Genomic DNA, 13,387 nt, shown 5'->3' with positions numbered 1-13,387 from the left:
GGGTTTGCGCAAATCCGCAGGCGAGGGAGAGCATGACCGGCATGCCGCTGAACGAGATGGCCATGACGACGGCGAGCCTGCCGCAGCTCACCACGGGACGGCTGCTGTCCTCGTGGCACCTCGACGTCCCGGCGCTCCTCCTGGTCCTCCTCCTCGGCACGCTCTACGGCTGGGGCGTCTGGAGGCTGAGGCGCCGGGGCGAGCGCTGGCCCCTGGCCCGCACCGTCACTTTCGCGCTGCTGGGCCTCGGCACGCTCGTCGTGGCGACCATGTCCGCGCTCGCGGTGTACGACCACGCGCTGTTCTGGCCCGCCGCGGTGCAGAACGTCCTGCTCGACCTGATCGCTCCCCTCGGCCTGGCGCTGGGCGACCCGCTGCATCTGGCGGTCCGCGCCCTGCCCGAGCATGCCTCGGGGCGGGTGCGGCGGGCGATGACCGGGCGGGTGGTGCGGCTGCTCACCTTCCCCCTGGTCAGCACGGCCCTGGTGCTCGCCACCGAGCTGACGGTGTACTTCACGCCGTACTTCGCGACCGCCCTGCGCCTCGGCTGGCTGCACGAGCTGATGTATCTCCACCTGCTGCTGGCCGGGACCCTGTTCGTCGTCCCGGTCCTCACCCACGAGGGGGCGCTGCCCGCCTGGTGCACCCACCCGGTGCGCGCGGCGCTGGTGTTCGTGGACGGGATCATCGACGCCGTACCGGGGATCGTGGTGATGACCCACGGCACGCTGATCGCCGGTGCCTGGTACCTGCACCACGCCCCGCCGTGGGATCCGGACGTGCACCACGACCAGCAGCTCGGCGGCGGCGCGATGATCAGCATCGCCGAGCTGGTGGCGCTGCCCTTCCTGCTCGCGATCCTGGTGCAGTGGGCGCGCACCGAACGCGCCCAGACCGTCGCGCTGGACCGCCGCCTGGAGACGGAGCTGGTCCCCGCGGCCCCCGCCCCCGGGCAGACGGCCGACGAGGACCGCGTGCGCCCCTGGTGGGAGACGGAGGACAACGAGGTGGCCCAGCGCATCCGCCGGCAGCACGGCTGACACGTTCCCAGGGTCTTTCGTTCGGATCAGGCCGGATCAGGGAGCGGGGCCATGGGGGTGCCCCCGCGCGAGCTCGTTCGAGCGTGGGGAAGCGTGCAGCTGCAAGGCGGAGGAGGCTGTGACATCAGCCGCTACCGCGGCGGGCGACGCGATGGGGGTCCCCCCGCGCGAGCGTGTTCGAGCGTGGCGGAGTCGGCGAGTGACGACAACGCCGCTGGGGGTGCCCCCACGCCGTCAAGGCAGTGAGGGAGTGCGTGCCAGGCCCCGCGAGCCCGACATGATCCGAACGTGAGGCCCTAGCCCAGCCCGAACCAGCCGAGGACGGTCTGCCCGAGCAGGATCGTGGACATGGTGGCCACGCCGACGACCACCGCGGTGGCGGCGATGCGGTAGCGGGGTCCGTTGGCGGCCGGGCCGAGCACGGTGCGGCGGTTGGTCAGCACCAGCAGGTAGACCAGGACGACCGGGCTGATCAGGCCCTGCAGGACCTGCGTGCCGATCAGCAGCCGGATGACGTCGATCGGGGTCATGGCCAGAGTGGCGCCCAGGACGATCTGGGCGGTGAACAGGCCGAGGAAGAGCGGGGCGTCGCGGAAGCTGCGCGAGACGGAGCGTTCCGCGCCGACGGCCTCACCGATGGCGTAGCTGGCCGACAGCGGGACGACGGCTCCGGCGAGCGCGGAGGCACCGATGAGGCCCAACGCGAACAGCAGTTCGGCGTTCTGTCCCGCGACGGGTTTCAGCGCCTCGGCGGCCTGGGCGGCGGAGTTCAGCGGGCCGGTTCCGCCGATGGCGGCGGCGGTGGCGATGATGATGGTCAGGCTGATGACACAGGCGAACACCGCGCCGAGAACGGCGTCGGCGCGGATCAGCGGGTAGTCGGCGGGTTTGGCGCCGCGGTCGACGACACCGGCGGCGGCGTAGAACTGCATGTAGGGGCTGACCGTGGTGCCGATCAGGGCGACCGCGAGCAGGATGAAGTCCTTGCTCGGCTCGACGTGCGGGACGACGAGGTGGCGGCCGACCGCCGCCCAGTCGGGGTGGCCGAGGATCATCGCGACCGGATAGGCGAAGAACGCCAGCGACATGATCAGGAAGATGCGTTCGGCCCAGTGGTAGGAGCCGAACAGCACCAGCGCCCACAGCAGGATCGCGGCCGGCGGGATGACCGCCCACTTGGGCACCCCCAGCAGTTCGAAGGCGGCGCCGATGCCCGCGAACTCGCTGACGACCAGACCCGTGTTGGCCAGCAGCAGGCAGAACACGGCGAGCGCGGTCAGGCGCAGGCTGAACTGTTCGCGGATCAGGGCGCCGAGGCCCTTGCCGGTGTACGCGCCGAGGCGGACGGCCATCTCCTGCACCATCACCAGGGCGACGGTCACCAGGACCATGAAGAACAAGGTGCCGTAGGCGAACTGGGAGCCGGCCGAGGCGTAGGTGGCGATCCCGGCCGCGTCGTTGCCGGCGTTGGCCGCGACCAGCCCGGGGCCCGCGATCGCGGCGACCATGGTCAGGCGGCGCCACCCCGTGGAGCGGGCGGCGGGTGCGCCGGTGGTGCCCGGTGCCTTGGTCGCCGAAGACGTATGAAGGTCGCGGGTCACTGGAGGAACCTCCTGAAGTGCACGCGCCCGCGTTCGGGCAGCAGGGCGTCGAGCAGGTCGTCGGCCAGGATCCGGCCGAGGGGACGGTCGGTGTCGTCGACCACCAGCAGCGAGGAGGCGCGGGCGGCGACCAGTTGGTCGGCGGCCTCGGACAGCGGTGTGTCCGCGCGCACGGTGACCGGAGGACCGAACTGGGCCCGCCAGGCGACCAGATCGGCCACCGGGGCCGCGTCCTCGGCCACCGCCAGGTCGAACAGCGCCATGTCGCACAGCAGCCGGCCCTCGTCGTCCACGACGGCGACGGCGTCGATCTCGGTACGGTGCTCGGCCTGCTCGGCCAGCCGGGCCCGCACCTCGGCCACGGTCGCGTCCCGGTGGACGATGATCAGCAGGGTGGTCATGGCGCCGCCCGCGGTGCCCTCCCGGTGCGCCAGCAGTCGGCGCAGCTCCGCGGACCGGTCGTCCGGCATACGGGTGAGCAGTGACTCGCGCTCCTCCGGGGTGAGGTCGCGCAGCGCGTCGGCCGCCTCGTCCGGCTCCATCTCGTCCACCAGCCGGGCGGCGTGCTCGGGCTGCGCCTCCCGCAGCAGGGCCTCCAGCTCGGCCGGTTCCATCTCCTCCAGTGCGTCGGCGGCCTGTTCGGGCTCCAGCCAGCCCAGCAGCTGCTGCCGTTCGGCGCGGCCGAGGTCCTCGAGGATGTCGGCGAGGTCGGCCGGGCGCAGCCGGTGCAGCGCGGTCCGGGAGGCACGCAACCGCACCTCGGGCGGCCCCTCCGTGGCCTCCTCGGCGAACGGGGCCACCGCCTGCCAGTCCAGGACCCGCTCGGGAGTCGGGCGGGCCTGCCAGCGGCGCGGGCCCAGCCGGCGCAGCAGGGTGGGCAGCGAGACGTCCACCCCGACCAGGACGACGCGGTCGACGAGCGGTGCCAGGTACAGGTCGGCCGCGCGCGTGACCTGGACCCCGTCCACGTCGACCAGTTGGTGGTCGAGGACGTCCCTGGCCAGCAGCGCCTCGCCGGGGCGGCGGGAGAAGTCCCGCAGGTCCACTCGGGCGGCGCGCAGCCGTACGTGCCCGGCGTGCACCTTGCCGATGGCGTCGGCGGCCAGGAAGGTGCGCCGCCGCCCGATGCGCAGGATCAGCCCGGTGACGGGCGGGTACGACTCCGCCCCGTAGAGCCGGGCGACGACGTCCACGAGGCGGCCGACCTCCTCGCCGGCCTGATTGGTGACGGGTCCGCCGACCAGTCCGGCCAGGGAGACCAGCGAGCCGCGGACCGCCTTGGAGGCGGTGGCGCGTCGCTCCAGACGGACCCGGCGGTCACGCAGCCGGGCGCCGGTGGACATGAGCAGAGTGTGGGCAGCCATGAGGAACACCCCCTCGCCCCGTCGGGGCGGGGCACCGGGCGGCCCGTGGCAGCGGCCTTCCCGCTGGTGCGCACACGACAACACGCGGCCCGGCGGGGCCGCGTGCGGCACCGGCTCGAGTCGCCGGGCGGTCAGCGGGGAAGGATGTGCTGCCCCGGGCCGCGGAAGGACGACCAGGACAACGCGGAACGGGGCCGACTATGGCCCGGACTACTGTCCATCTCGCCTCCTCCCGGTCCCGGCGTCGCAGCTCGAAGCTCCCTGAGCGCAACGTCTTTGCGGCCGGTCAAGGGTACGACGCCGCCATCGTGCCACCGGGCGACGTGACCGGATTGTTGGGGAACCCTTACCGGTGCCTTCCCGGTCGTGGATCTTCCGCCCCGTACGGTTGCGGTGGTGCGGCGGCTGTCCGTCGCCGCCCTTTCGACCAGCTGGGAGTGTGGATGACGACCGGTCGCCGGGCCGTGCTGGCCGCCATGGCGTCCAGCGTGCTCGCCGGATGCGCGGGCCGGAAGAGCGCGACGAGCGGCGGGACGCCCACGTCCGGCCCGCCCGGCGCGCCGGCCCCGAACGTCACGGCCACACCGAACGCCACGGCCACCCCGACGCCCACCCCTTCGGCGACGGCACCGGAGGTGACCCGTGCCGAGATCGTGGCCCGCTACGGTCATGCCGTGCCGAACACCTGGGGCTTCGAGGCACCGGGGGTGGTGCACGCGCTGCCGAAGGGCAGGCGTGAGATCGCGCTGACCTTCGACGCCTGCGGCGGCCCGGGCGGCAACGGCTACGACAAGGCCCTGATCGACTTCCTGCGCAGCCGGGAAGTGCCGGCGACCCTCTTCATCAACTCCCGCTGGATCGACGCCAACCCGGCCCTCTTCCGCCGGCTGGCCGCCGAGCCGCTGTTCGAGATCGCCAACCACGGCACCCGGCACCGCCCGCTGTCCGTCACCGGGCGCTCCGCCTACGGCATCCCCGGCACCCGGGACGCCGGAGAGGTCTACGACGAGATCGCCGGCAACCGGGCCGAGCTCACCCGGCTGCTGGGCGCCCCGCCGCGCTTCTTCCGGTCCGGCACCGCGTACTGCGACGACGTCGCGGCACGGATCGTCACCGACCTGGGGGAACGCTTCGCGAGCTTCTCGGTCAACGGGGACGGCGGCGCAACCTTCACTCCCGAGCAAGTACGCACCACCGTCGGGTCCGCGCCCGGCGGCTCCATCGTCATCTGCCACATGAACCACCCCGAGGGCGGCACCGCCCCGGGCATCGCCGCCGCCGTACCGCGGCTGCTGGCGAGGGGTCACACCTTCGTCCGCCTGTCGGACGCGTCGGCCTGACGGAGCGTCGGGGCCCTCCCCAGGCCCTGTGTCACACCACCGAGGCGATCAACTGGTCGATCAGGGCGATGAGGACGTCCCGGCACGACTCGCGCTCCCGCGCGTCGCACAGCAGCACCTGGACGTGCTCGGGCAGTGCCAGGGCCTCCCTGATCTCCTCGGGCGGGTACGGGTGCTGCCCGTAGAAGCCGTTGACGGCGACGACGAAGGGGATGCCGCGGCGTTCGAAGAAGTCGATGGCGGCGAAGCTGGACTCCGGGCGGCGGACGTCGATCAGGACCACGGCGCCGAGCGCGCCGATCGCCAGGTCGTTCCACATGAACCAGAACCGCTGCTGACCGGGCGTGCCGAAGAGGTACAGCACGAGGTCCCGGCCGATCGTGATGCGGCCGAAGTCCAGGGCCACGGTGGTGGCCCGTTTCTCCTCGATGCCGACGAGGTCGTCGACGTCCAGCCCGGCGGTGGTGAGCGGTTCCTCGGTGCGCAGCGGGACGATCTCGCTGACCGACCCGACCATGGTGGTCTTGCCGACGCCGAAGCCCCCGGCGATGAGGATCTTCACCGTGTCGGGGGCCGGCGCCGGAGGGGTGGCGGTGTCAGAGCCGGCCAAGGCCGTCCCTCACTTTCTGCAGCAGTTGAAGGTCCGGAGTCCGGGAGACGGGGTGCGGCGGGCGGATGGTGATCCGGCCCGCCTCCAGCAGATCGCACAGCATGATCACGACCACGCTCACCGGCAGATCGAGATGGGCCGCGAGCTCCGCCACGGCGATCGGCTCCGCGCACCGCTTCAGGATCCGCGCGTGTTCGGGCTGGAGCCGCGGCGCCCACGCGGGCGGCGGGTCCACCGCCGTCACCGTCGTGATGAGGGTGAAGTCGGCGCGGCTGGGCCGGGTCCGTCCGCCGGTCAGCGTGAACGGCCTGACCAGCCGGCCCGCCGCGTCGCCTCCGCTCACCTCACTCGCCGCTGTCGGACGCGCCGACGCCCGCACGCGGTGCCGCACTCAGGTGCTCACCGATCTTCTTCACCAGCATGTTCATCTGGTACGCCACCACTCCCACGTCGGCGCCCGGGCCGGTGAGGACGGCGAGGTGGGCGCCGGGCCCCGCCTGGGTGAGGATCAGATAGCTGTGGGCCATCTCGATGAGCGCCTGGCGCACCGGGCCGCCACGGAAGTCCATGCTGACGCCCTTGCTGAGGCTCATCAGGCCGGACGCGGTCGCCGCGAGCCGTTCGGCGTCGTCGCGGACGAATCCGGTGGAGTGGCTGACGACCAGTCCGTCCTCGGAGAGCACCACCGCGTGGGCGACCCCGGCGACCCGGTCCACGAGCGAGGTGAGCAACTGGTCGAGCTGGCTGTGCGTGGCGGGGGAGCGTGTCATGTCGGTGTCCTTCACGAGCGGTCGGCGAGCGGTGTGGACTTCGGTGCGGCCTCGGGTGCGTCGGCCACGGCGGGCTCCTCCTGGTCGTACTGCTCCAGGGTGCCCTCGTCACGCGCCCGCAGTGTGCCGCGCTGGAAGCCGGCGAGGGAGGAGGCGGCGCGTTCGGCGGTGAACTCGTCGAGCGCACCGTCCCCTTCGGCGGGCGCGGCCTCCTCGAGCAGCTCGGCGGCCAGACTGGTCTGCGGCACCCGGCGCGGCAGCGGGGGAAGTCCTCCGGCGCGCCCGGCTTCATCGGTGTGCACGGCGCCTTCCCTCCGGGTGGGCTCCCGGCGCCGGGCGTCGGCCGCGGGAGCGGTCCCGGTGGTGCGGGCCGCCGGGCGGGCGTGCCGGGGTTCCCGGGCGGGCTCGGCGTCGGTTGCCTGTGAGGTCCCGGGGGCCTCGCGCACCACGACGTCGTGCGGGACGAGCACGATCGCCGTGGTCCCGCCGTACGGCGAAGGGCGCAGCGTCACGGCGATGCCGTGCCGGGTGGCGAGGCGGGCGATCACGAACATGCCGAGCCTGAGGTCGTCGGCGAGGGCCACCACGTCGAACTGCGGAGCCACCGCCAACTGGGCGTTGAGCTGGGCGTAGTCGTCCTCGGACATGCCGAGGCCGCGGTCCTCGACCTCGATGGCGAGGCCCTTGGCGACCAGCGCGGCCCGCACCTCGACGGGGCTCGGGGCGGGCGAGTACACGGTCGCGTTGTCGATGAGTTCGGCCAGCAGGTGGATCAGGTCGGCCACCGCGGGCGGGGACAGGTACACGTCCTCGTCGGTGTGCACCTCCACCCGCTGGTACTCGGCGACCTCGCCGACGGCGCTGCGCACGATGTCGATCAGCGCGACCGGTTCGGTCCAGCTGCGCCGGGGCTGCTCGCCGCTGATGATGACGAGGTTCTCCTCGTAGCGGCGCAACTGGCTAGCGGTGGAGTCCAGTTCGTACAGCCCTTTGAGGACGTCCGGGTCCTGGTGCTGTCTCTCCAGCGCGTCCAGCTTGCTGAGCTGGAGATTGACCAGGTTCTGGCTCTGCCGGGCGATGCCGAGGATCACCTTCTGGAAACCGCGCCGGGTCTCGGCGAGTTCGACGGCGGTGTGCACGGCGGTGCGCTGGGCGGTGTTGAACGCCTGGGCCACCTGGCCGAGTTCGTCGCTCCCGTAGTCGAGCGGTGGCGTGGCGGACTCCACGTCGACCTTCTCGCCCCGCTCGAGTCGGGCCACCACGTCGGGCAGCCGCTCCTCGGCCAGGGAGAGCGTGGCGAGTCTGAGCCCCCGCAGCCGCCGGGACAGGGAGCGGGTGATCCGCCAGGACATGCCGACGCACAGCAGGAGGGCGGCGAGCCCTCCCGCGCTCAGCGAGCCGGCCTTGAGAATCAGGCCGTGCGCTGTGGCGGCGCTGCGGTCGAGCAGCTGCGCCGTCTGCTGCCGGATCAGCGCCGCGTACTGGTCGGCGAGCGTGTTCATCGCGGTGCTCCACCGCTGCCGGACGTCCGGCAGGGCGATCCCGCGCGCGCCGGACGCCGTCCGGGCCGCGAGCACCTGGTCCTCGACGTTCTGGAGGGTCGCCCACTCGGGCGACTGCAGGATCCGCTCGGCCTGTGTCTTCATGCTCCCCTGGAGCGAGGGCACGATCTGGTCCTGGACCAGCCAGCGGCGGGCGTGGACCAGCTGCATGAACTGGTTCCACGAAGCGTCGTCCATGTGCCGCGACGGCCAGGCCAGGGTGAGCTCCGCGTCCTCCTGGGAGGCCAGCTCCGCGGCGTGTTCCAGCGCGACCAGCGGGCCTGCCTGCGAGGTGAGGTCGCCGTCGTCGACCTGGGAGAGCTCCTGGAAGGCCTGGATCTGCCGGCCGATGATCGCGGTGTACTGGTCCAGCGCCTGCTGGGCGGTGATGTCCGTGGGATGGTCCACCTGGTCGCGGTAGTATTCCAGGCTGCCCACCGACGCGACGACGGAGTACATCGGATCCTTGATGCGGGACGGCGCCCGCTGGATGGCGTCGGCCTGCCCGGTGAGCTGCGCCACCGCCGCGTCCGTCGCCCTGCGCTGCGTGTCCAGAGCGGCCCGGGAGCCGTGCGGGGAGCCCAGCCACGCCGCGGACAGCTGCCGCTCCCGCTGCAGGGCGAGCGCCGCCTCGGTGCCCATGGCGCCGGTGGAACGGCTCAGTTCCGTCTGCGCGCGCAGCCGCAGCCCCTCCGAGAACATCTGGGTGGTGGTCACACCCCAGACGGCGGCGAGCGTGACGCTGGGGACCAGGGCCAGGAGGATCAGGGAGAGGCGTATGGAGCCGAGACGGCGCCGGATACGTGTCGGTGTCCGTCGAGACATCGTGGTCCTAGAGCGGTCCATGGGGTACGGGGAAGGGGGACGGACGCGAGGGGTGAGCGCGTGTCCGGTGCGACACAGGGGTGCGCAGGATGTTATCCGTCCGTGTGACCTGGCGCACCGACAGGGACCGTATCGTTTCGGCGTCTCTCGGGACCAGCGCCTGCTCGGGGCAGGGGTGGCCGCTCAGCGGGTGCCGCCCGCCGCGAACTTCGCCACCGAGGTGATGTTCGCCTTGGTCACGAAGGCCGGACCGGTGAGCACCGGGGCGGTGCCGCCGCCGCTGACGTTGCCGTTGGTCTTGTAGAGCCACAGCGAGTCCACGGCGAGGTAGCCCTGGAGATAGGGCTGTTGGTCCACGGCGAACTGAACGTTCCCGTCCTGCACGGCCTTGACGAGGTCGGTGTTGAGGTCGAAGGTGGCGACGCGCGCCTTGCTGCCCGCCTGCTGCACCGACTTGACCGCGGCGAGCGCGAACTGCGCACCCAGCGTGACCACTTCGTCGATGGTCGGGTCCTGCCGCAGCTGGGCGGCGACGGCGCCGGTCACGGCGTTCATATCGGTGCCGTCCACGTAGAGCAGGTCGGTCTGGCCGCCGAAGGCCTTCTTCACCCCGGCGCAGCGCGCTTCCAGGGCGACGTTGCCGCGCTCGTGGATGACGCACAGGGCGTGCTTGGCGTGGAGGTCGTCCAGCTTGTCGCCGACGGCGCGGCCCGCGACGCTCTCGTCCTGGCCGAAGTACTCGAGCGCGCCCTCGGAACGCCAGGCGTCGATCCCGGAGTTGAGCCCCACGACCGGGATGCCGGCCGCCCGGGCGTCGGCGATCGCTCCCTTCATCGCGTCCGGCTTGGCCAGTGTCAGCGCGATGCCGTCGACCCGGTTCTTGACCGCGTCCCGCACCAACTCCGCCTGTCCCGCCGGGTCCGGGTCTCCCACGTACGTCAACTCGGCGCCGTCCTTGGCCGCGGCCGCCTCGGCGCCCTTGCGCACCAGCTCCCAGAAGGCGTCGTCCTTGGCTCCGTGGGTGACCAGGGCGACCTTGAGCCGGCCGGGGCCGGACGCCTTCGCGTCGGCGTCGGATCCGGCGCCGCCGAAGCCGGAGCAGCCGGCCAGCAGCAGGCAGGCGGCGAGGGCGGCGGTCAGGGCGGTGCCGAGCGGGGCTCTGCGGGAGCTGTGCGGAGAAGGAGGGGTCTTCATGGGGGTGCGGCACCTCGCTGTGCAGCCGAGCCAGAGGACGGCGGTCGTACGGGAAGAGCGGAGTGAGCCGGGGAGTATCGGCTCGGTGGCTCGCGCTGTGCCGGAGCCAATCGCGGGTGACCGCCCGTGGTCAAGTGAGCGACCGCCGGTAGTCGGCTGTTGCTGCCGCATTGTGATGATCTCCGCGTCGCCGGAAGCCGACGCCTGCGCCTTGAGCCTTGCGCCCTGACCCCTGACCCCTGGTGCCCGGCCCCTGAGCCTTGACCCGGACCCCGGACCCCGCCCCCGGGCGTCGGCGCCGGCGCCGGCGGTCGGCGGTCGGCGGTCGGCGGTCGGCGGTCGGCGGTCGGCGGTCGGCGGTCGGCGGTCGGCGGTCGGCGACACCCTCCAGAGCGGGTGTTTCGGGCTAAACCCTCCGGAGCGGACCTTTCGGGCAAGGAAGACGACATGTAGCTTTGCCGTGATATGGGCGACTCGCACCACCGCGTCGTGCCAAGTCGCCGTCCCGTTCGACCACGGTCGTGCCAGGAGGCCGGTGTGTACCGTCCGCGTGAGTGGCCGCAAGGGCGTCCGTCATGACCGGACCGAGGCGGCAACCACGGCAACCGGCCCCGCACGACCTGCGTCTGCGGCTGCGTGACGAGCTGGGCCGGATCGACGAGCAGTTGCGTGCCCTGCTCGCCGCCATGGACCGGCTGCAGGGGCTGCTGGACGCCGTGGTGGCCATCAGTCGGGAGGTGGAGCTGCCGGGGGTGCTGAACCGCATCGTGACCACCGCCATGGACCTGGTGGGCGCCCGCTACGGGGCACTCGGAGTACTCGACGAGTCCGGGCAGTCCCTGAGGGAGTTCATCGCCGTCGGCCTGTCGGAGCGGGAGTACGCCGACCTGACTCGCGTCGGCCTGCCGGAGGGCCGTGGCGTCCTCGGGGAGCTGATCAGCAACCCCGAACCGCTGCGGGTCGACGACATCCCCGCACACCCCGCCTCCGCCGGCTTCCCGCCGGGCCACCCGCGCCTGCGCACCCTGCTCGGCGTCGCCATCAGCGTGCGCGGCGAGATCTACGGCGACCTCTACCTGTCCGAGCGGCTCGACGGACAGCCCTTCGACGTCCATGACGAGAACATCGTCGTCGCTCTGGCCGGCGCCGCCGGCATCGCCATCGAGAACGTCCGCCTGTTCGAGCGGGTGCGCAGCGCGTCCGAGCAGTTCCAGCGGCTTCTGCTGCCGGCCCTGCCCGATCTGCGGCCGTTCAGCGCCGCCGCCATCTACCGGCCCGCCGCCGAGCCGAGCCGGCTCGGCGGCGACTGGTACGACGCCATACTGCTGCCCGACGGCGCGGTGGCGGCCGTCATCGGCGACGTGGTGGGCCACGATCTGGAAGCCGCGGCCGCCATGGCCTCCACCCGCAACATGCTGCGCGCCCTGCTCTTCGACCGGTGCACTCCGCCGAGCGCGATCCTCGCCCAGCTCGACCGCACCCTGCAGGGCATCACCGACACCCCCGTCACCACCACGAGCCTGGCCCGCATCGAGCCCGACGGGCCCGGGTGGCGGCTGCACTGGAGCGCCGCGGGCCACGTGCCGCCCCTGGTGATCGCCCCCGGCCGGAAAGCGGAGTACCTGTTCGCCGAACCCGGGTTGCCCCTCGGGGTCGACACCGGGCAGACCCGCCCCGACCACATCCACCCACTGCCCCCCGGCAGCACCGTGGTCCTCTTCACCGACGGTCTGGTCGAACACCCCCACCGCCCCATCGACGAGTGTCTGGACGAGCTCGCCGGTCTCGCCACCGCCTACGCCGGCCTTCCCCTGGAGGACTTCGTCCACACCCTTGCCGACCGCGGCCCCAGCGACGGCCACGACGACATGGCCATCCTCGCCCTGCGCGCCCCGGCCGCCGAGGAACACCGGGAGCAGCCGCACCGCTTCGCTCGGTGACCGCATGGTGGATCGCGGGCGGCCGACGGACGATGGACTACGGGGCCGAGCCGATGGGGAGGCGCCCGATGTCCGTCGCGCGGCACGAAAGACTCCGGCGCGGTGCAGCGACCGCCCTGGAGATCTGCGTCATCGCCGGGCTGTACTACGCATCGGGAAGGCTGGGGCTGCTCCAGCAACTGGTGCGCGGCCAGGTCACCCCGCTGTGGCCGCCGACCGGGATCGCCGTCGCCGGGCTGCTGCTCCTCGGGCCCCGGGTGTGGCCGGGGATCGCCCTGGGCGCGTTCGCGATCAACATCTCTCTCGGGCCGTCGATCCCCGCCGTGCTCGCGATCGTGGTCGGGAACACGCTCGCACCGCTGTGCTCGTACGCACTGCTTCGCCGCGCCGGGTTCCGCACCGAGATGGACCGGCTGCGCGACGCGCTGGCGCTGGTGTTCCTCGGGGCCTTCACCGGCATGCTCCTCAGCGCGACGGTGGGCAGCTGCACCCTGCTGCTCGCCGGTGCCTTGTCCACGGGGGCGTTCTGGCCGACGTGGTCGGTCTGGTGGACCGGCGACGCGATGGGGGTGCTGCTGGTCACGCCGGTCCTGCTGGTGCTGCGCTCCGCGCGCCTGCCGAGGGACGTGCCGCCGTCCCGGTGGTTGGAGGCGTCACTGCTGCTGGTGGCCACCATCGGCGTCGGGTTCCTCGAGGCCAGTCGCGTACCGCTGCTCTTCCTCGGTCTGCCGGTGCTGATCTGGGCGGCCTTCCGCTTCCAGCGGGCCGGGGCCGCACCCTGCGCACTGGCCGTCTCGACGTTCGCCATCCTCGCCGCGGCGCGCAGAACGGGCCCGTTCGCGGGTCAGCACCTGCTCATCGGCATGATCACGCTCCAGGCCTTCAACGGCTCGGTGGCGCTGACGGCGCTGCTCCTCAGTGCGACGATCAGCGAGCAGAGAAAGAACCGGATGGAGATCGAACAGGCGTGCCGACAGCTCGCCGAGATGGTGACGAGAATCGCGCCGGAGGAGGCCGAGAGTGCGACGAGGCTCGACAGCGAGGAGAACGGAGCCGGGGACGACGAGCGCCCCCGGAAACACCGCCGTCCCTCGGCAGCCGAGGCGGAGGGACGGGACCGCTGGGGCCACCACCCCCGCCCCCCTTGACCACCGGCCCGGTC

11 protein-coding genes are annotated in these 13,387 nt (G+C 72.5%); 4 read left to right on the top strand and 7 right to left on the bottom strand.

The features are described 5' to 3' along the window. The first annotated feature begins 32 nt into the window (after window positions 1–32). A complete protein-coding gene (locus N8I84_RS30475) occupies window positions 33–1,040 on the top strand; it encodes a cytochrome c oxidase assembly protein (RefSeq protein ID WP_263232616.1) in 1,008 nt (335 codons plus the stop codon). Between the two features lie 296 nt (window positions 1,041–1,336). Here N8I84_RS30475 and N8I84_RS30470 read toward each other — a convergent pair whose 3' ends face one another. Both N8I84_RS30470 and N8I84_RS30465 read right to left on the bottom strand, forming a co-directional pair. After that, the gene (locus N8I84_RS30470; protein ID WP_263232615.1) at window positions 1,337–2,641 is read right to left on the bottom strand and encodes an NRAMP family divalent metal transporter; all 1,305 of its coding nucleotides are present in this window, start codon (window positions 2,639–2,641) and stop codon (window positions 1,337–1,339) included. Next, a complete protein-coding gene (locus N8I84_RS30465) occupies window positions 2,638–4,005 on the bottom strand; it encodes a magnesium transporter MgtE N-terminal domain-containing protein (RefSeq protein ID WP_263232614.1) in 1,368 nt (455 codons plus the stop codon). Before N8I84_RS30465 ends, N8I84_RS30470 begins: the two co-directional genes overlap by 4 nt. 443 nt (window positions 4,006–4,448) lie before the next feature. Between N8I84_RS30465 and N8I84_RS30460 the strand changes: the two genes are divergently transcribed. Next, window positions 4,449–5,345: a polysaccharide deacetylase family protein gene (locus tag N8I84_RS30460; RefSeq protein ID WP_263232613.1), complete on the top strand. Its 897-nt coding sequence runs from the start codon at window positions 4,449–4,451 to the stop codon at window positions 5,343–5,345. Between the two features lie 31 nt (window positions 5,346–5,376). On the opposite strand, the gene N8I84_RS30455 is transcribed toward N8I84_RS30460, so the two are convergent. From N8I84_RS30455 to N8I84_RS30435, 5 genes are all read right to left on the bottom strand, one after another. Further along, window positions 5,377–5,955 (bottom strand): GTP-binding protein, encoded by a 579-nt coding sequence (locus N8I84_RS30455; protein WP_263232612.1) that lies wholly within the window; start codon window positions 5,953–5,955, stop codon window positions 5,377–5,379. Then, window positions 5,942–6,298 (bottom strand): DUF742 domain-containing protein, encoded by a 357-nt coding sequence (locus tag N8I84_RS30450; protein ID WP_200418350.1) that lies wholly within the window; start codon window positions 6,296–6,298, stop codon window positions 5,942–5,944. Before N8I84_RS30450 ends, N8I84_RS30455 begins: the two co-directional genes overlap by 14 nt. A gap of 1 nt (window position 6,299) precedes the next feature. Continuing rightward, the gene (locus N8I84_RS30445; RefSeq protein WP_103838841.1) at window positions 6,300–6,725 is read right to left on the bottom strand and encodes a roadblock/LC7 domain-containing protein; all 426 of its coding nucleotides are present in this window, start codon (window positions 6,723–6,725) and stop codon (window positions 6,300–6,302) included. 11 nt (window positions 6,726–6,736) lie between these two features. After that, a complete protein-coding gene (locus N8I84_RS30440) occupies window positions 6,737–9,091 on the bottom strand; it encodes a sensor histidine kinase (protein WP_263232611.1) in 2,355 nt (784 codons plus the stop codon). A 183-nt stretch (window positions 9,092–9,274) separates the two neighbouring features. Further along, complete coding sequence (locus N8I84_RS30435) at window positions 9,275–10,285, bottom strand: substrate-binding domain-containing protein (RefSeq protein WP_263232610.1); 1,011 nt, start codon at window positions 10,283–10,285, stop codon at window positions 9,275–9,277. A gap of 575 nt (window positions 10,286–10,860) precedes the next feature. Here N8I84_RS30435 and N8I84_RS30430 point away from each other — a divergent pair. Together N8I84_RS30430 and N8I84_RS30425 are read left to right on the top strand one after the other, a co-directional pair. Next, a complete protein-coding gene (locus N8I84_RS30430) occupies window positions 10,861–12,225 on the top strand; it encodes a PP2C family protein-serine/threonine phosphatase (protein WP_263232609.1) in 1,365 nt (454 codons plus the stop codon). 68 nt (window positions 12,226–12,293) lie between these two features. Beyond that, entirely contained in the window at window positions 12,294–13,373 is a 1,080-nt protein-coding gene (locus tag N8I84_RS30425) for an MASE1 domain-containing protein (protein ID WP_263234935.1), read from the top strand. The last annotated feature ends 14 nt before the right edge of the window (window positions 13,374–13,387 follow it).

Origin of the sequence: Streptomyces cynarae (assembly GCF_025642135.1) — a bacterium.
GTDB lineage: Bacteria > Actinomycetota > Actinomycetes > Streptomycetales > Streptomycetaceae > Streptomyces > Streptomyces cynarae.
This window is presented reverse-complemented; position numbering and strand designations above follow the sequence as displayed.